Annotated in this window: 20 protein-coding genes; 9 read left to right on the top strand and 11 right to left on the bottom strand. The window is 66.1% G+C overall.

Features of this window, described 5'->3' with window-relative positions; translation table 11 throughout:
• Positions 1 to 179: 179 nt before the first annotated feature.
• A complete protein-coding gene (locus tag NBE95_RS13560; protein ID WP_082658174.1) occupies positions 180 to 641 on the bottom strand; it encodes a cytochrome c in 462 nt (153 codons plus the stop codon).
• Between the two features lie 82 nt (positions 642 to 723).
• Between NBE95_RS13560 and NBE95_RS13555 the strand changes: the two genes are divergently transcribed.
• The 7 genes from NBE95_RS13555 (at position 724) to NBE95_RS13525 (ending at position 9,094) form a co-directional block, all read left to right on the top strand.
• Positions 724 to 1,116: a hypothetical protein gene (locus NBE95_RS13555; RefSeq protein WP_058099083.1), complete on the top strand. Its 393-nt coding sequence runs from the start codon at positions 724 to 726 to the stop codon at positions 1,114 to 1,116.
• Between the two features lie 73 nt (positions 1,117 to 1,189).
• A complete protein-coding gene (locus NBE95_RS13550) occupies positions 1,190 to 2,698 on the top strand; it encodes a multicopper oxidase domain-containing protein (RefSeq protein ID WP_058099084.1) in 1,509 nt (502 codons plus the stop codon).
• Positions 2,699 to 2,755: 57 nt separating this feature from the next.
• Positions 2,756 to 3,727, top strand: coding sequence for a cation diffusion facilitator family transporter (locus NBE95_RS13545; RefSeq protein ID WP_088233772.1), 972 nt, complete (start codon positions 2,756 to 2,758; stop codon positions 3,725 to 3,727).
• Between the two features lie 101 nt (positions 3,728 to 3,828).
• Positions 3,829 to 6,234, top strand: coding sequence for a heavy metal translocating P-type ATPase (locus NBE95_RS13540; RefSeq protein ID WP_088233771.1), 2,406 nt, complete (start codon positions 3,829 to 3,831; stop codon positions 6,232 to 6,234).
• Positions 6,235 to 6,354: 120 nt separating this feature from the next.
• Positions 6,355 to 6,840 carry a DUF411 domain-containing protein gene (locus tag NBE95_RS13535; protein WP_058099086.1) on the top strand — a complete coding sequence of 162 codons (486 nt, stop codon included), beginning with the start codon at positions 6,355 to 6,357 and terminating at the stop codon, positions 6,838 to 6,840.
• 164 nt (positions 6,841 to 7,004) lie between these two features.
• On the top strand, positions 7,005 to 7,415 hold the full coding sequence (locus tag NBE95_RS13530; RefSeq protein ID WP_289895907.1) for a hypothetical protein: 411 nt from the start codon (positions 7,005 to 7,007) through the stop codon (positions 7,413 to 7,415).
• Positions 7,416 to 7,546: 131 nt separating this feature from the next.
• The gene (locus tag NBE95_RS13525) at positions 7,547 to 9,094 is read left to right on the top strand and encodes a DUF305 domain-containing protein (protein ID WP_058099088.1); all 1,548 of its coding nucleotides are present in this window, start codon (positions 7,547 to 7,549) and stop codon (positions 9,092 to 9,094) included.
• 126 nt (positions 9,095 to 9,220) lie between these two features.
• Here NBE95_RS13525 and NBE95_RS13520 read toward each other — a convergent pair whose 3' ends face one another.
• Positions 9,221 to 9,625, bottom strand: a complete 405-nt coding sequence (locus NBE95_RS13520) for a DUF305 domain-containing protein (RefSeq protein WP_058099089.1) — start codon at positions 9,623 to 9,625, stop codon at positions 9,221 to 9,223.
• Complete coding sequence (locus tag NBE95_RS13515; protein ID WP_058099090.1) at positions 9,625 to 9,831, bottom strand: heavy-metal-associated domain-containing protein; 207 nt, start codon at positions 9,829 to 9,831, stop codon at positions 9,625 to 9,627. Before NBE95_RS13515 ends, NBE95_RS13520 begins: the two co-directional genes overlap by 1 nt.
• 160 nt (positions 9,832 to 9,991) lie before the next feature.
• On the opposite strand from NBE95_RS13515, the gene NBE95_RS13510 reads away from it, so the two are divergent.
• Both NBE95_RS13510 and cueR read left to right on the top strand, forming a co-directional pair.
• On the top strand, positions 9,992 to 12,553 hold the full coding sequence (locus NBE95_RS13510) for a heavy metal translocating P-type ATPase (RefSeq protein WP_082658172.1): 2,562 nt from the start codon (positions 9,992 to 9,994) through the stop codon (positions 12,551 to 12,553).
• A 155-nt stretch (positions 12,554 to 12,708) separates the two neighbouring features.
• Positions 12,709 to 13,158: a Cu(I)-responsive transcriptional regulator gene (cueR, locus tag NBE95_RS13505; protein ID WP_058099091.1), complete on the top strand. Its 450-nt coding sequence runs from the start codon at positions 12,709 to 12,711 to the stop codon at positions 13,156 to 13,158.
• A 27-nt stretch (positions 13,159 to 13,185) separates the two neighbouring features.
• Here the strand turns inward: cueR and NBE95_RS13500 are convergent, their stop codons facing one another.
• From NBE95_RS13500 to NBE95_RS13465, 8 genes are all read right to left on the bottom strand, one after another.
• Positions 13,186 to 13,296: a DUF6127 family protein gene (locus NBE95_RS13500; protein WP_223191438.1), complete on the bottom strand. Its 111-nt coding sequence runs from the start codon at positions 13,294 to 13,296 to the stop codon at positions 13,186 to 13,188.
• A gap of 373 nt (positions 13,297 to 13,669) precedes the next feature.
• On the bottom strand, positions 13,670 to 14,179 hold the full coding sequence (locus NBE95_RS13495) for a DUF2285 domain-containing protein (protein ID WP_227493460.1): 510 nt from the start codon (positions 14,177 to 14,179) through the stop codon (positions 13,670 to 13,672).
• On the bottom strand, positions 14,133 to 14,441 hold the full coding sequence (locus tag NBE95_RS13490; RefSeq protein ID WP_082658176.1) for a DUF6499 domain-containing protein: 309 nt from the start codon (positions 14,439 to 14,441) through the stop codon (positions 14,133 to 14,135). The genes NBE95_RS13495 and NBE95_RS13490 overlap by 47 nt, the downstream gene beginning before the upstream one ends.
• Positions 14,442 to 14,553: 112 nt before the next feature.
• Positions 14,554 to 14,832 carry a DUF2285 domain-containing protein gene (locus NBE95_RS13485; RefSeq protein WP_082658173.1) on the bottom strand — a complete coding sequence of 93 codons (279 nt, stop codon included), beginning with the start codon at positions 14,830 to 14,832 and terminating at the stop codon, positions 14,554 to 14,556.
• Positions 14,833 to 14,925: 93 nt separating this feature from the next.
• Positions 14,926 to 15,177, bottom strand: a complete 252-nt coding sequence (locus NBE95_RS13480) for an XRE family transcriptional regulator (protein WP_058099093.1) — start codon at positions 15,175 to 15,177, stop codon at positions 14,926 to 14,928.
• Positions 15,178 to 15,409: 232 nt separating this feature from the next.
• Positions 15,410 to 15,811, bottom strand: coding sequence for a single-stranded DNA-binding protein (locus tag NBE95_RS13475; protein ID WP_058099094.1), 402 nt, complete (start codon positions 15,809 to 15,811; stop codon positions 15,410 to 15,412).
• A 704-nt stretch (positions 15,812 to 16,515) separates the two neighbouring features.
• Positions 16,516 to 16,932 carry a hypothetical protein gene (locus NBE95_RS13470; RefSeq protein WP_058099095.1) on the bottom strand — a complete coding sequence of 139 codons (417 nt, stop codon included), beginning with the start codon at positions 16,930 to 16,932 and terminating at the stop codon, positions 16,516 to 16,518.
• Between the two features lie 160 nt (positions 16,933 to 17,092).
• A complete protein-coding gene (locus NBE95_RS13465; RefSeq protein WP_289895906.1) occupies positions 17,093 to 18,028 on the bottom strand; it encodes a DUF2493 domain-containing protein in 936 nt (311 codons plus the stop codon).
• Between the last annotated feature and the right edge of the window lie 39 nt (positions 18,029 to 18,067).

Genomic DNA, 18,067 nt, shown 5'->3' with positions numbered 1-18,067 from the left:
ATCGAGCGCGCTTCAAATGCCAAGTAAGCCATGAATAATCCCACGAACATCCCTCCCAAAGGTTTCGCCATCAGGTCGATCCAAATATGCCGCTTCTGTTCGGCGGCCTCAACTGTGACCGGTGGGCCTCGGGAAATTGCACTGCCGGTCGCACGGGCAGCTCCATCCCGAAGGTGCCATCAGTGTGGTTGCGACACATTCTCCTGGTAGGTCCGCTCGCGCTCTGGCCAGGTGCTCTTGATATAGGCGAGGACAGCCCGGATCTCGGCGTCGCTGAGAAGATCGGCAAACCCCGGCATGTCGCTCTCATAGCCGCCCCCGACGATGGCGGCCGTGCCTTCCCTGACGATGCGGAACAGGATGTCATCGGGATGGTGCCACGTGTGGCCGCCGGCATCGTGCGGTGGCGCCGGGAGACGTCCGGATGGAAGGGGCGTCTTCCAGTCCGGCTGCCCCTCGAGCTGCGCACCGTGGCAGGACGCACATTGGTCCGCATAGACCTGCCGGCCCTGTTCGATGACTTCTGCGGATGCCGCGGCGGGGGATACCGTGCGGACCTGATGCCACCCAACGAGGATCGCCAGGATCAGGCCGCCGAGGAGCAACCCGAGCCACAAGATATTACGGAGTTCATTGCGCATGAGTTGCATGACTGCTGGTGAAGAATTTCAATCGGCTACATGCCGAAATTGAATTACTGCCAGAGGCGCGACGCCGGGGGCAATGGACATTCCCGTGACCAGCGCCTATCTTTCCGGCATGTTCGCGCGCCTCGTCACCATGCTTGCCGTCCTCGCGATCGCCGTCATGACGACGGCGACGTCCGCGCACGCGGCGCGCTTGAGCGCAGAACCGGATCACTCGGTGCATGTCGGCGAGATGATGCAGGTTGCGGCCGGCAGCGAAAATCCCTGTGATGGCGACCAGCACTGTGGCTCAGGCGATGCCGAAGCCTGTGAGTTGCTTTGCGTAGGTTTTTCGGTCTTCCTGACCTCGCCGAGCGAAGGCTCTGGCAGCGATTACGCGCCTGCCAGCCATGACCTGCCGACCGGTGCAGTGCTTGCCAGTCGGGCACCTGGGCTGAACGAACGACCTCCCAAGCTCCGTCTCCTCTGATTGCGTCCGGGCTGGAGCCCGCGGCGTTCTGTCGGTTTTGATGAACGGGACAGGCTGTCCCGAGGAGACGACCATGAATACCCTTTCACGACGCGGCTTTCTTGCCGCTGGCGCAGCCGTGCTGGCCTATGCGCATCTGCCCCGGATCGCGGCCGCGCAGGGCGCCGCCCCGCTATCATTGCACGCCGCTAGCCGGACGCTGGACATCGACGGTCGCGCCGCCACCGTCTGGGGTCTTTCCGGACCCACCGGACAGGGCCTGACACTCAACCCCGGCGCGCGCTTCCGGGTGGATCTGCGCAACGATCTCGATGTTGACACGCTGATCCACTGGCACGGCCAGATCCCGCCCAACGCGCAGGATGGCGTGCCCGACATGCCTTTGCCGATGCTCGCCCCCGGCGAGACACGCGCCTATGACTTCGCGCCGCTGCCCGGCACCTACTGGATGCACGCGCATGTGCCGCTGCACGAAATGCGCCTTCTGGCAGCACCGCTGATCGTGCGCAGCGCCGAGGATATCAGCGCCGACCGTCAGGAAGTAGTGCTTTTCCTGCATGACTTCTCGTTCAAGGCGCCCGAGGAAGTGATGGCCGAGATCCTCGACGGCCATGGGACGGCAGACGGCCATGGAGGCGGCCACGGCGCGGGCATGGGCGGCATGGCGGGTATGGATCATGGCGCCATGGGGAACATGCCGATGGAAGGCATGGATCACGGCGCCATGGGCGGCATGATGGGGATGGGTGCCATGGACGCCATGGCGATGGACCTCAATGACTACGACTGGGACGCCTATCTTGCCAATGACCGCACGCTGTCGGACCCCGAGGTGGTGCAGATCGAGCGCGGCGGGCGCGTCCGCCTGCGTGTGATCAACGCCGCCGCGGCGACAGTGTTCTGGATCGAGACCGGCGAGGCGCAGGCGCGGCTTGTTGCGGTGGACGGACATGCGGTTCAGCCGGTTTCTGGCACGCGCTTCGGCCTGGCCATGGGCCAGCGGCTCGATCTGGAGATCGACCTGCCGAACGAGGGCGGCGCTTGGCCGATCCTCGCGCTGCGGGAAGGCGCGCGTGAGCGCACCGGCCTGATCCTTGCCACGCAGGGTGCCGAAATCCGGCGCATCGATGCCGTGGCTGAATCGGAAGCCCCCGCCTTCGACACCGATCTGGCGCAGGAGTCGCGTCTGCTCGCGGCGGAGGCGCTGCCGGATCGGCCGGTGGACCGCAGCCATATGGTGATGCTGGGCGGCTCGATGCAGCCCTATGTCTGGACGATCGACGGAGCCGTCTGGGGACAGCATCGCCCGATAGCCGCGCGCAGTGGTGAGCGGGTAGTGCTGTCCTTTCACAACATGTCGATGATGGGTCACCCGATGCATCTGCACGGGCATGTCTTCCAGGTCGTCAGGCTGAACGGACGTGCGGTCGCGGGCGCGTTGCGCGACACGGTCTATGTGCCGCCGATGTCGATGGTCGATGTGGCGCTCGACGCCGGTGAGGCGGCGCGCTGGATGTTGCATTGCCACCACATGCCGCATCTCGAAACCGGCATGATGACCGAATTCGCGGTCAGCGCATAGGCCAAACCTAGAACGCCGGATCCCGGCGTTCTCCCTCAGCAACAAGGAGGCGGACTCATGTCGATGTCTCACGGCGGCCATGCCGGTCACATGCCCGTGGGCGGCGATCGCAAGGCGCTTGTCATCTCGGGCTGGCTCACCGGCCTTTACTTTGTCATCGAGCTGGGAATCGGCATCTGGACGGGCTCGGTCGCCGTCATCTCCGATGCCTTTCACACCTTCTCGGCCGTGGGCGGCGTGCTCATCGCGCTGGTCGCGCTACGCTTGACCGAGCGGAAATCCAGCCCCGCGCGCACCTTCGGTTATGTCCGGGCCGAGATCCTCGGCGCCCTTTTCAACGGCCTGTTTCTCGTCGCGATGGCGCTTTTGGTGCTGTGGATGGGCGCGATGCGCCTCATGGAGCCGATCGAGCTGGCCACGACGCCGATGCTGTTTGCCGCTGCGGGCGGGATCGCCACCGAGCTTGTCGCGCTCTGGCTGCTGTACGAGCGCCAGAAGGGCAACCTGAACATGCGCGGCGCCTACTGGCACATCCTGCAGACCTTCGTCGGCAGCTTCCTGATCATCATCTCTGCGCTGGTGATCCGGTTCACGGGCTTTATGGCCATCGATCCTCTGCTTGGCATGGCCTTCGGACTGGTGCTGCTCTGGGCCTCCTGGGGCATTCTGCGCGAGGCATTGCACATCCTGCTGCAAGGCACGCCGGAAGACCTCGACCTGGAAGCCGCCATCGAGGCCATCCGGCAATTGGAGGGGGTGACGGACGTGCATCACGTCCATGCCTGGAGCCTGACATCCGGGCGCAATGTCTTCTCGAGCCATATCTGCGTTCGGAACTGGCAGGACGGCGAGCGGGTGCTGCGGCAGGCGAACAATCTTCTGCGCCAGCAGTTCAACATCTACTTCTCGACGTTGCAGATCGAGGAATACTGTCTCGATGGTGAGGAGACCGCGGCCGACATCGACATCACGCGGTCACATGCCGGGTCAGGACGGGCCAGCGTCGGAAAGGTCCACGGTAGTCACTGACGGCAGGAACTCCGGAATCCAATCACCTCTTGACCTTCCAGCGATTGGAAGGCGCAGAACAGACGAAACGCAAGCTCAGGAAACGCCGAGGAGGCGTGAACATGACCAGCAAGACGGAACACGATCACCAGAACCAGACTCACGCCCATTCGGCCCACGGACATGTGCATGATCACGCGCATGACCACGCAGCCGCCGCGCAGGACGACACGCACAAGGTCAAGGACCCGGTCTGCGGAATGATGGTCGATCCCCACACGACCCAGCACAAGGCCGAGCATGCCGGTCGGCCATATTACTTCTGCTCGGCCGGGTGCCGGGCGAAGTTCTTGGCCGAGCCGGAACGCTATCTCGATCCGGCCGCCGCGGCGGCCAAGGCAGAGCCGGTTCCCGAAGGGACGATCTACACCTGCCCGATGCACCCGGAGATCCGGCAGGTCGGGCCCGGATCATGCCCGATCTGCGGCATGGGGCTGGAGCCGGTTCTGGTCAGCCTAGAGGCAGAGCCGAATGTAGAACTGATCGACATGACGCGCCGGTTCTGGATCGGCCTTGCTCTGACGATCCCGGTGTTCGTCCTCGAGATGGGCGGGCATCTTTTCGGGCTGACCCACGCCATCGGTCAGCAGGCCTCGAACTGGCTGCAACTGCTCCTCGCCACGCCAGTCGTTCTCTGGGCGGGCTGGCCATTCTTCCAGCGCGGCTGGCAGTCGCTGGTCAACCGCAGCCTCAACATGTTCACCCTGATCGCCATGGGCACCGGCACGGCCTGGATCTACAGCGTCGTGGCGACGCTGGCGCCGGGCATTTTTCCTGACCAGTTCCGCCAGCCCGACGGCTCGGTCGCGGTCTATTTCGAGGCGGCGGCGGTCATTACCGTGCTCGTGCTGCTCGGGCAGGTGCTGGAGTTGCGCGCGAGAGAGAGCACCAGCGGCGCGATCCGCGCGCTGCTCGACCTTGCCCCCAAGACCGCCCGGATCATCCGCGACGACGGCACCGAGGAGGAGGTTCAGCTCGACACCGTTCATGTCGGCGACCGCCTGCGGGTGCGGCCCGGCGAGAAGGTTCCGGTCGATGGCGAGGTGCTCGAGGGTCGCAGCGCCGTCGATGAATCGATGGTGACCGGCGAGTCGATGCCGGTGACCAAGGAGGTCGGCGCCACCGCCATCGGCGGCACCATGAACCAGTCCGGCGCGCTGGTGATCGAGGCGAAGAAGGTCGGCCGCGACACCATGCTGTCGCAGATCGTCCAGCTTGTCGCCGAGGCGCAGCGGAGCCGCGCGCCGATCCAGCGGCTGGCCGATCAGGTCTCCGGCTGGTTCGTCCCGGCGGTGATCGTGGTCGCGGTGCTCGCCTTCATCGCCTGGTCGATCTGGGGTCCCGAGCCGCGCTTCTCGTTCGGTCTCATCGCGGCGGTCTCGGTTCTGATCATCGCCTGCCCCTGTGCGCTGGGGCTGGCGACGCCGATGTCGATCATGGTCGGCGTCGGGCGCGGCGCGCAGGCGGGCGTGCTGATCAAGAACGCCGAGGCGCTGGAGCATATGGAGAAGGTCGACACCATCATCGTCGACAAGACCGGCACCCTGACCGAGGGCCGGCCCGCCGTCACCGCCATCGTTCCGGCTGCTGGCTTTACCGAGGAAGAAGCCTTGCGCCTTGCCGCCAGTGTCGAACGCGCCAGCGAGCATCCGTTGGCGCTGGCCATCGTGCGGGCGGCCGAGGAGCGCGGCCTTGAACTCGCACCGGTCGCGGATTTCGACTCACCCACCGGCAAGGGCGCGCTCGGAGTGGTCGAGGGCAAGCGCATTCCCCTTGGCAATGCCAAGTTCCTCGCCGAGCAGGGCGTCGATGTCGCGCCGCTGGCCGATGAGGCCGACCGGCTGCGCGAGGACGGCGCAACCGCGATCTTCATGGGGGTGGACGGGCAGGTTGCGGCCATCTTTGCCATCGCCGATCCGGTCAAGCCATCGACGCCCGAGGCGCTCGCCGCGCTCAAGGAGCAGGGCATCCGCGTGGTGATGCTCACCGGCGACAACTGGACCACGGCGAAGGCCGTCGCGCGCCAGCTCGGCATCGACGAGGTCGAGGCGGAGGTGCTGCCCGACCAGAAGAGCGCGGTCGTGCAGCGGCACAAGGCGGCGGGCGAGGTGGTGGCGATGGCCGGCGACGGCGTCAACGACGCCCCGGCGCTGGCCGCTGCGGACGTTGGCATCGCCATGGGCACCGGCACCGATGTGGCGATGGAAAGCGCGGGCGTCACATTGCTCAAGGGCGATCTGACCGGCATCGTCCGCGCCCGCAAGCTGTCGGAAGCGGTCATGGGCAATATCCGCCAGAACCTGTTCTTCGCCTTCATCTACAACGCTCTGGGCGTGCCGGTCGCGGCCGGGGTGCTGTATCCGTTCTTCGGCATCCTGCTGTCGCCGATCATCGCGGCGGCCGCCATGGCGCTGTCCTCGGTCAGCGTGATCACCAATGCCGCTCGGCTGCGGAGGGTGAAGCTGTGATGCCCGCTGGCGCGCCTCTGCCGGCACCATGCCGCAGCATGCAAGCACCTGCTCACCCCTTCGTGCGTCGCGCCCGGACCGTGACGGCGAGATAATGAATCCATGAAACGAGGTTTGACGATGAGAAACGATCACCCCATCAGCCGGCGCACCGTTCTGGCCGCTGCCGGCGCGCTGCCCCTGCTGATGTCCATGCCAAGGCGGGGACATGCCGAAGCGCTGCCGCTGGTGAGCGTCAGCAAGGATCCATCCTGCGGCTGCTGCGATGGCTGGGTCGCGCATATCGAGGCCGCAGGCTTCCCGGTGAAGGTGGTAGAATCCTCCGATATGGACAGCCTCAAGCAGCGGCTCGGCGTCCCGGCCGAACTGGCCTCCTGCCACACCGCCGAGGTGGGCGGCTACGTGGTCGAGGGCCATGTGCCTGCCGCAGCCATCCGCCGCCTTCTGGCCGAGCGGCCTGACGCGACGGGGCTGGCCGTTCCCGGCATGCCGGCCGGCTCGCCCGGCATGGATTTTCCGGGCGTCGATCCCGAGCCCTATGAAGCGTTCCTGTTCGGCCCGACCGTCCGGAGCTTCGGGCGCTTTCTCGGTCCACGGGAAATCTGACACGGGGCTGCCGACATGATCGCCCGACTTGCGAATGATCCGAAACAGCACCTGGCCGAGGCGGCTTGCCTCCGTCAGCGGGGCGGTCTCGCGGCGTCGGGTGGCGGGAGACGTGAACGCGACATCGCACTGGCCCGGCGTGCCGCCGGGAAGGAAAGTGGCGCATGACCGGGCGGGTGCGAGCTGCCTTCCGGGTGAGATGCGGTCGATTGCGCCAGTTTGCGGTTTGCATCCTGCTGCTTGCCATCGGCGCCCTGGTTCTGCAGGTCCCGGTACATGCCGGCCCCGCCGGACACGCCATCCACCAGCAGCAGGTCGCCGCCACGGCAAGCCACTGCGCCCACCCTCACCTGCCGGACGAGCATGGCGCAGATCAATCGGCAGGCTGCCTGAACGAGGACAGTGGCCAGGGTCCGGCGGACTGCTGCCAGATCTGTCTGGCCGCCGCGGTTCTCGTCGCGCCGCCGACGTTCGGCCCGTCCGTGAACGGTGAGGTTTTCACGGTTGTGCGCACTGATCCGCACGACCGATCACCCGAAGGCATCCTGAAGCCGCCACGTCTCATCGCTGCGTGATGCGCAGGGATCGCCGCGAGGACGAGAGACGTCTCCGGCCGCTCCGCGCAAACCCGAAAGACAAACGAACAGGATGGAGAGCCGCGCCCGCAAATCCGGGGCGGTGCTCCGGAACCAGAGGATGAAATCCAATGAACCGAACAGCAATCGTAATCGCCCTTACTGTCAGCCTGCTGGCAGGCCTGCCAGGCGCTGCTCTCGCGCAGGCCGGACATGACACCCATCACCCGGGAACCCCGCCCGCACAGGCGGAGCAGGCGCCCGCGCCAACGCCGCCTTCAGGCCAGATGCCCGGCATGCAAGGGATGATGCCCGAGCAGTGCCAGGCCATGACCCCGGAATGCATGGGCGCGATGCGCCAGATGATGCAGGGTGGGATGATGCAGGGGATGATGGGCGCGCCGAACGCCGGGGCGGCCCCGGTTAACGAAAGCCTTCCGGATTTCACCCGGGCCTACGTCGAATCGATGAATGAAATGCACGGACCGATGATGGACGGCGTCATGGCCGACGATCCGGATGTCGCCTTCGTCCGGGGCATGATCCCGCATCATCAGGGCGCGATCGATATGGCCCGGATCGTCCTGCAGTATGGCGACGACCCGAAGACAAGGGAGTGGGCGGAGCAGATCATCGCGGTGCAGGAAGGCGAGATCGCCGAAATGCAGGCATGGCTGGAGGCGAAGGCCGGCGAGGCACCTGCGCCCTTTGGTCAGACCGGCGGGACTGTCTGGTCCGCCAATGAAGGCGGCAATTCCATCAGCGCCATCAATCTCGCCACCGGAGCGGTCGACACGGTTTTGATCCCGATCGCGCCCCACAACGTCGACCTGACGCCTGACGGCAAGCTGCTGTTGGCCGTTGGCGATCCTGCCGTCGAAGGGGATCACGGGTCGGACGGGCATGGGCACGGCGGGGACGGTGCGGCCGAGGGTCTGTTGGTCATTCTCGATCCGCAGAACCTCTCGGCGCCCAAGGCGACCGTCGCGGTAGGCTCGCACCCGGCCCATGTGGTCGCTGACCGGCAGGGGCGCGCCTATGTCTCCTTGGCCGGCGGAGACGAGATCGCGGTCGTCGATCTCGCACGGGCCGAAGTCATCGGGCGTATCGCGACGGGGGACTATCCGCACGGCCTACGGCTCAGCCCGGATGAGACCCAGCTTTACGTGGCCAATGTCGAGGACGGGTCCGTGTCCGTCATCGACACCCAGGCGCTGTCCGAGGTCGCGCGCATTCCGATCGGGACCGCGCCGGTTCAGGTCGGGTTCACGCCCTCGGGCGATCAGGTCTATGTCTCGCTGCGCGACGAGAACCGCGTCGCCGTGATCGACACTTCAACCCGCGAGGTGACGAACAGGATCGACGTCGGGCCGAACCCGATCCAGCTCATCGCGACGCAGGATGGGAAATTCGTCTATGTCGCCAATCAGGGCACCGAGGCCGAGCCGAACGACACCGTATCCGTGATCGACACCGCAATCGGTCAGGTGGTGAAGACCATCACCACCGGCCGCGGCGCCCATGGAGTATCGGCATCGGCGGACGGGGTCTATGTGTTCGTGACCAACATCGCCGACGATACCGTGTCGATCATCGACGTGGGGAGCCAGGAAGTGGTCAAGACAGTGCCGGTTGGCGATCGCCCGAACGGCATCGTCTACGGCGGCCCGGCGCGCTGAGCGATCGGCGCCGGAGTTCGCTCCGGCGCCAGCTACCGGCCAGGCACCGAGCCGCGGTCGGTCAGAACAATAGGGCCCGCCGTCTCATTGGCGGGCCCTCGCTATCCCTTGGGGGGCGCGAGCCTGTTACTGACCGCGGGCGGCCAGCCACTCGCGCATCATGGCGATCTCGCCCTCCTGCGCCGCGATCACGTCTTCGGCGAGGGCACGGATCTGCGGGTCCTCGCCGTGTCCCAACACGACGCGCGCCATGTCGATGGCGCCCTGATGGTGCGGGATCATGCTGCGCATGAAATCCACGTCGGCGTCGCCACTGAACTCGACGGCCATCCCGGCATGCATGCGGTCGTTTGCGGCCATGTAGGCCTGAACTGCCGGGCTGTCGGAGGCAGCCGCACCATGCGCGCCATGACCCATGTCCGAACGATCCGTGATCGTAACGCCTTCATCCACGATCTGCGATTGCGCAACGGCCAGTCCGCCCGCGGCGGCAAGCGCGGTCGCCATGAACAGAACGGACAGCTTGTTCATCAGGCGACCGTCCCCACCGGCGCGACGGGAAAGCCCGCCTCGGCCAGCGCGGCCTCGAAGGCGGCGCGGGGCTGCCCGGAGGTGACGACGACCTTGCGCTTCGGGGGATCGGCCTCGACGTTCGCTGCGGGATCAACCGTGTGAATCGCCCTGGTCACGCCGCACGCGCAGCCGCCGCAGGTCATATTTTCAATGTGGAACTGCATGAGTGCCTCCTGTGGTTCGTCTCATGCAAGGTGAGATAGGGTTTCCCATCGTTGGAAGGTCAAGAGGAAAGAATCGATCCTGACAGGTCTTGACCTTCCAGCGATGGGAACCCTTATTTCCCTTGGCGGATGATGGAATAGCTTCAAGGAGACCCCCTTCATGACCGCCCCAGCGCGAGATCGCGAGCCCGGAGCCGGCAGCATCAATCTGCCCCCGATCAGCCTGTCCATCGAGGGCATGACCTGTGCCTCATGCGTGGGCCGGGTCGAGAAGGCGCTGCGGGCCGTGCCCGGCGTCGCCTCGGCAAATGTCAACCTGGCCACCGAGCGCGCCGACATCCGTCTCAGCGCGCCGGTCGAGCGTGCCGCGCTGGTGGGTGCGGTGGAAAGCGCGGGCTATGACGTGCCCAAGCCCCAGGGTGCGGTCGAGATCGCCATCGAGGGGATGACCTGCGCCTCTTGCGTGGGCCGGGTCGAAAGGGCGCTGCAGGCGGTGCCCGGCGTTGCTTCGGCGACCGTCAACCTCGCCACCGAGCGCGCGACCGTCACGGGCCCGGCCGATGCCGGCGCGTTGCTGCGGGCCATCACCGAAACCGGCTACGAGGCGCGGCTGATCGACGGCGGCGGGGCCGATGAGGCGCAGGCCAACGCCCGCAAGGAGGCCGAGCGCGAGACGCTGCGGCGCGACCTGATCCTGGCGGCGGCGCTGACCCTGCCGGTCTTCGTCCTCGAGATGGGCAGCCACCTCATTCCCGCCGTCCATGACCTCGTCGCGGGCACCATCGGCATGCAGGCCAGTTGGTATATCCAGTTCGCGCTGACGCTGCTGGTCCTCGCCATCCCCGGCATCCGCTTCTACCAGAAGGGCCTTCCCGCCCTGTTCCGTGGCGCGCCTGACATGAACAGCCTTGTCGCGGTCGGCACGCTGGCGGCTTTCGGTTATTCACTTGTCGCCACCTTCGCCCCCGGCCTGCTGCCGGCGGGCACCGTCAACGTCTATTACGAGGCGGCAGCCGTTATCGTGACGCTGATCCTGCTCGGCCGCTATCTCGAGGCGCGCGCCAAGGGCCGCACCTCCGAGGCGATCACCCGCCTTGTTGGCCTGCAGCCCAAGACCGCGCGCGTGCGCCGGGGCGGCCGCGTCGAGGACATCGCGGTGGCCAACGTGGCTCCCGGCGATCTCGTCGAGGTCCGTCCGGGCGAGCGCGTCCCCGTGGACGGCGAGGTGGTCGAGGGCGAGAGCTGGGTGGATGAATCGATGATCACCGGCGAGCCCATCCCCGTCCAGAAGCAGGCGGGCGCTGCCGTGACCGGCGGCACCGTGAACCAGAAAGGCGCCTTCGCCTTTCGCGCCACTGCGGTCGGCGGGGACACGGTGCTGGCGCAGATCATCCGCCTGGTCGAGGAGGCGCAGGGCTCGAAACTGCCAATCCAGGCGCTGGTGGACCGCGTCACCATGTGGTTCGTCCCGGCCGTCATGGCGGTGGCGGCGCTGACCTTCGGCATCTGGTTCTTCTTCGGTCCCGACCCGGCGCTGACCTTCGCGCTGGTGAACGCCGTCGCGGTCCTGATCATCGCCTGCCCCTGTGCGATGGGCCTCGCCACGCCGACCTCGATCATGGTGGGCACCGGGCGCGGCGCCGAGATGGGCGTGCTGTTCCGCAAGGGCGAAGCGCTCCAGCTGCTGAAGGATGCCAGGGTCGTGGCGGTGGACAAGACCGGCACGCTGACGGAAGGCGCCCCCGCGCTGACCGATCTGGAACTGGCCGCCGGGTTCGAGCGGGCCGAGGTCCTGAGCCTCGTCGCCGCGGTCGAGGAGAAGTCGGAGCACCCGATCGCCCGTGCGATCGTGGACGCGGCCGCCGGGGAAGGCCTTACGCTGCCCGCCGTCTCGAACTTCGAGTCGGTGACAGGGTTCGGCGTCAGGGCCGTGGCCGGCGGCAAGCCCGTCGAGATCGGCGCAGACCGCTACATGGCCGAGCTTGGCCATGACGTGGCCGGTTTCGCCAAGATCGCCGAGCGTCTCGGCAACGAGGGCAAGTCGCCCCTCTACGCCGCGATCGACGGCAAGCTGGCGGCGATCATCGCCGTGGCCGACCCGATCAAGGAGACGACGCCGGCCGCGATCGCGGCGTTGCACGACCTCGGCCTGAAGGTTGCGATGATCACCGGCGACAACCGCCGCACGGCCGAAGCCATCGCCCGGCGGCTAGGCATCGACGAGGTCGTGGCCGAGGTGCTGCCCGAAGGCAAGGTCGAGGCCGTGCGCCGTCTCAAGACCAGTCATGGGACGCTGGCCTATGTCGGTGACGGCATCAACGACGCCCCGGCGCTGGCCGAGGCGGATGTGGGCCTTGCCATCGGCACCGGAACGGATGTGGCGATCGAGGCCGCCGACGTGGTGCTGATGTCGGGCAGCCTCAAGGGCGTGCCCAACGCCATCGCGTTGTCGCGCGCGACGATCGGCAATATCCGGCAGAACCTGTTCTGGGCCTTCGCCTACAACACCGCGCTGATCCCGGTCGCGGCGGGCGTGCTCTACCCGGCCTACGGGGTTCTGCTGTCGCCGGTCTTCGCCGCCGGGGCGATGGCGCTGTCCTCGGTCTTCGTGCTCGGCAACGCGCTCCGCCTGCGCCGCTTCACGCCGCCGATGGGGACCGATCCGACGGCCCCAGCGACCGCCAGCCCCGCCATGTCCGGCCGGCTTGCACCTGCCGAGTGATCGCCACCCGCGCCGACCGGGGCGCCAGAGTGCGTCCCGGTCATTCCCCTAGCCTGGAAGACCGTCATGACCAATATCACGCACGTCACGCACGACGTCATCTTTCCGCCAGCGGCCGTTCCGCTCATCTTCACCACCAACCAAAGGAGCCACCCATGAACATCGGACAAGCAGCCCACGCCTCGGGAGTCTCCGCCAAGATGATCCGCTACTACGAACAGACCGGCCTCATCCCTCCCGCCAACCGGACCCAATCGGGCTATCGCGACTATTCGGACACCGACGTCCACATGCTGCGCTTCATCCGTCGCGCGCGCGATCTGGGCTTCTCGGTGCCCGAGATCCAGAAGCTCCTGAACCTCTGGCGTGACGGCAGCCGGCAGAGCGGCGATGTCAAGCGCGTCGCTCTTCAGCACATCGAGGAGCTGCGGCATCGGATCGCCGAGATGGAGGACATGGTCACCACGCTCACGACGCTGGCGGACGCCTGCGCGGGCGACCACCGGCCCGACTGCCCGATCCTCTGCGACTTCGAGCAAGCGGCCCCGGAGCATCGGCCGGCACCCGCGAGGGCACCCCTGCCAGGCAGCCGCCCCTCCGTCTGACTGCGGGGCATTGTCGGCCATCGCCGCTTAATCCGGCGGCGCGGCCTCTTCGCCGTCGAGGCCGATATCCGCCAGTGCGCGTTTTGCGCCTTCTTCCGCCGTGCGCGTCAGGATCGCCTCGAACTCGGCGTCCGGCATGCGGACAAAGCCCTGATCGGAACGGGTGGTGTCATCACTTCTCCCTTCCGCCGCTCAACCGACCTTGCAGCCCCAGAACGACGTGTGATCGGCCGCGAAATACCCATCCGCCGCGCGAAAGGTGCCCTGCAACTCGACGGTGTCGCCCTGCGCGAGCGGCGCCATGGTCTGCAGCCAGAGCGCCGTCGCCTCGGAGGCGTGCGCCCCTGAAATCTCGCCCTTTGATCTCGGATTTCGGTCGATCCGTTCAGCACCAGCCGCCCGCGCATACGCGCATTGGTGCTGGAGTTGATCTTGTATAGCAGCGTGGCACCGAAGAGCCACGCGCCCGCGACGGGCGCAACGAAGTGGCTGTTGCCGGCGCAAACCCGCGCTATCGTGGGCGGCGATGACGAAGGAGTTTCCGATAACCGCCGGCGACCATTGCACGGGCATCGCGCAGGAGTGCCTTGATGGCATGACGGGCCGAGGATGCTTGCCATTCGTCCCGGTCAAGCCGGCCGGTGTTCAGAAGAACCCGCGCGATCTCCTGCTGCGTGGCACCAGCCCGATGGCCATCGAAGGCCCGCAGCATCCGTCGGAGGCGCGCGCGTTGCTGGCGTGTCATGCGTGTATCCGGCGGGATCGCGCGACCATGCAGGGCGGAAAGGAAGCGTTGAATGGCCTCGATCCGGTCGAAACCGGCGAGGCTGAGAGGGACGACGGCGACCGCGATCGCGTCCCCCTTAATGGCGCCGTCGAAGATCTGGAGCTTCTGCCCATTGCCAAGCGGGACGTGGAACTCTGCGCCAGCGTTCTCGACCGAGAAGTCGAGGCGCCAGTTCAGCGGAGCGCCGTCAGTGCTGTCGCCAAGTTCCAAAGGGACTTCGGTCAGCACCACCACACTTGTGTCCTCCGCTGGGAGCCAGAAGACCGGCGCATCGGGCGGCGGGACCAGCGGATCGACCGGGAAATCGCAACCCCCAGCGCTGCCGGATCCGTTCGGTCAGCGGTTGGGGGTCTCCTTGGTCGGCAATCGAGGCTTCAAAATCTGCGTCATAATCGTCATTGCGGCGCAGCCATTCCCAGGCCAGATCGGATGCCGTCAGTTCATCCAGATGGTCGTATTGCGCCGAAGAACGCCAGGTCGATGCGTCAGGGGTCATCGCGGCCTCCCGAATCCACTCAAACGAATAGGGAAGGCTCAAGATTCCCGCATGAGTTGCGTTTCGGAAGTCAGGCGCTGGTCAACAGGTGATGCGCGGCACGCATCACGGGTCAGGTCTTGCGCTGACTTTCGCGGACCAGTTCGCGGTAGCCGTGTTCGGTCATCCAATGCGCGCGAGCGAGATGAGTATCATGGATGGAGCGGCAGCGGTCGGGATCGCACTCTGGATCGAGGCCAAAGAGAACCTGCACAGCTTCGCGCCAATCGGCGCCATCACGCTCGGCATCGAGAAGGCGCATGTAGAGCTTCATGTGCTCGCGATCATAAGACGTCAGCGTCTGGCTGGACGGTGGTGTGTCGAGATATGTCTGTGTCGCGCGGCCCATCATTCGCTCACGTTCGGGTAACGTATTTGTTAACCATCTTCGGCGGAAGATAGCCATTCCTTTTGACGAGAACCTGACATCACGCTGGCCGCTATTTCACCGTTTGTCGGTGTTGGCTCCATTGTGTTGCAGCAACACGCCCTCGCCCTTATCTGTCGACAGGAAAACGATCCCGGCCGCTTCGAGAGCGCGGCGCACCTGGTCGCGGGTGGACTCGAACACCTCGAGCCCGCTTTGGGATTCGAGGCGTTTGAGTGCGGTCAATGCGACCTGGGCCTTGTCGGCGAGCGTCTCCTGTGTCCATCCCAGTAACGCGCGCGCAGCCCGTGATTGGCGAGCGGTGATCATACATGATCACCTCCCACCGGGATATGCACGCACTCCAGAACTACGACTATAATAGTCGTTCTTGCTATGAGCGCCAGCCGAAATTCAGGTGCAATTATCATGGATAGAGAGGCGACGCCCTCGTCCATGCCCGTCTGATTCGGTCGCTGGACCTTGCCAGAGGCGGCGGGCGCGATCCGTTGAGACAGGGGAGAAACCCGGCGGCTTGCGCCGCCGGGCCTCGGGTTCCCGATCAGAACGGAATGTCATCGTCGTCGATGAACTTGCCGTCGTCGTTCTCGGTCTGCTTCGCCCGGCTCAGGAAATCGACCGTCTCGGCGATGATCTCGCAGCCGTAGCGATCGACCCCGGCGGCATCGGTCCATTTCGTGTAGTGGATGCGGCCGCGAACCAGAACCTTCATGCCCTTGTCGCAATGCTGCTGGACCGTCTTGCCGAGGCCGTTGAAGCAGGTGATGCGGTGCCATTCGGTGTCCTGGACCCGATAGCCGTTCTCGTCGCGCAGGACGCGGCCTTCCGAATAGCGGGGGCGCGAGGTGGCCAGGGTGAAGTGGGTGATGCCGGTGCCGCCCTGGGTGGTGCGGGTTTCGGGGGCCTGGCCGATGTTGCCGGCGAGGATGACGATGTTCTGCATTGTAGGTCTCCGTTGCTCCTCGGAGGGACCGTCCCTCCGACGAGACCCGGCCAAGGCCGTCGGAAGACTCCTGCAACTGCCGCCCTTGCTGCAGCTTGCCCCCAAGGCCCCAGGTGGGGCGGGCAGCCGCGCTTGCGCGGCAACACGGCTGGGAGCCGCGGGGGTTGCTGGTGGAAGCCGAACGGACTTAGGGGATCAGTCAGGCGGAGGGATGGTGCTTTCGAAAGCAGATCGGGGACGCACAGCAGAACCATCGTCCTTGCTGGCGACAGCGGCCAGGCAGGCCCCCTGCGAACCGAGACCACCGGCATGGCACTCGTTCAACCGTCTTTGCCGGTCAACGTCGTGTCCGCCGCCGGAAGGCCCTGTCATCCGCGATGTGATCGAACAGGCTATCGGGTTCTCATGCCCGCTATGACACCGTCCTGCTTCATCGGCCAAAGGCTCGGTCCCACAGCATCGTGAAGGGGCAAGGAAGGTGTTCGCGGAGGCCCCACGAAACGACGTGGACCGATGCAGCGGGGCATCGACCGCACGGGACTGCGGGTACGCACCGATGTCCCATTTCCAGAGCCGGGCGAAGCAGACCGGGTGCGATGGTGACATGCTGCGTCGGACCGACTTTCCGTCTTTGATGGAACGACCGTCGCCCGATGGCGCAAGCTGCCAGTCTTCCTCAGAAGTGGCTGATCGCGTCCGCCGTTTCAGCGCGAGAACACCGACTCGCCGAGGGCGTTCAGATTGACGATGGCCGAGATGCCGATGACAAGGCCGCCCATGCCGCCGAGCAGGTTGAGAACCAGCCCCGAGTCGATGGCGTTCTTGGTGATGCCATAGACAAGGGCATAGCCGGCGATGACGGCGGGCACGGCGAAGAGAGCGAGCGCAATGAGCCGCAGGGCCGGGTTCCTCGCGAAGCCAAGAACCAGGATCACAAGGGCGATCGAGAGCAAAGCGGCACCGATGGCCATGAGGCCAGACATCACGACACCGGCCCCCGCGCCCCAGGCATATTGCGCGGTCGTGATCGCCGCCATGACGGGCAAGGCATAGATCGCCAGATTGTAGGCGATCACACAGGCCGCGATGCTGAGCGAGATGGCGAGCAGGATCAGCGTCATGGAAACCTCCAGAGAACGGTTGGGGATCACGACAGGCTGCCGGGAGATACGCTCCGCCTGCGACTATGCTGCTTCGCCGGTTCTGCAAGGATGTTCCATCAAAGGCGCGGCGGCGTTTTCTGTCAAGGTTCGGCGGCTTAAAGCCGCCAGGCGGCGGGACTTACGCCCCGCCGTCGAACTTCATGACCGGGATGCCGAGCTTGCGGGCCTTGTCGGCGAGATTCTCCTGAATCCCGGTACCGGGGAAGACGAGGACGCCGACCGGCAGCACGTCCAGCATGGCATCGTTTCGCTTGAACGGCGCCGCCTTGGCGTGCTTGGTCCAGTCGGGCCGGAAGGCGACCTGGGGCACCTTGCGGTGATCTGCCCAACGGGAAGCGATCAGTTCGGCTCCCTTGGGCGACCCGCCGTGCAGCAACACCATGTCGGGGTGCTTGGCATGGACCTGATCAAGCTTCGCCCAGATCAGGCGGTGATCGTTGAAGTCGGCGCCGCCGGTCAGGGCCACCTTCGGGCCGGGGGGCAGCATCACCTCGGTCTCGGCCCGGCGCTTCGCGGCGAGGAAATCGCGGCTGTCAATCATCGCGGCGGTCAGGTTACGATGGTTGACCATCGAACCGCTGCGCGGCCGCCAGGCGCTGCCCGTGTGCTGCTCGAAGGCCTCGGCGGCGAGGTCGCGGAAGAGTTCCATGCTGGCGCGCCGTTCGATCAGGGTCTGCCCTTCTGCCGTGAGGCGTTCGAGTTCGACCGATTTCACCTCGCTGCCGTCCTGTTCCCGCTGCATCCGGCGCTGCGCCTGCTCGTTGTCGTCGAGATCGCGTTCGACCCGGCTGGTGGCGCGGTGGAAGAGATTGACGGCGCCCCAGAGCAGTTCTTCGAGATCGGGTTCGAGACGGGTGTCACTGAGCGTCGCCACAAGGGCGTCGAAGATGTCTGTGACGGCTACAGCGACGGTATTGCCCTCGGGGAGCGGTCGCGGATCAGGTTCGTCCTGGAACGGGCGCCAGCCGTAGAGCTGGAGTTCGGTGAGGGCGTGATCGGTCTGGGAGGAGGTGTGGACCGGCTCGGCCCCTGCATATTCGGGATCAAACGTCATCGGTTGCGTCCTTCGTCTGGAGACCGCGCCCATCGCGGC

The organism is Paracoccus sp. TOH, assembly GCF_030388245.1.
GTDB classification, from domain to species: Bacteria; Pseudomonadota; Alphaproteobacteria; order Rhodobacterales; family Rhodobacteraceae; genus Paracoccus; species Paracoccus simplex.
The sequence above is the reverse complement of the archived record's forward strand: the minus strand, read 5'-3'. Positions and strand labels throughout refer to the sequence as shown.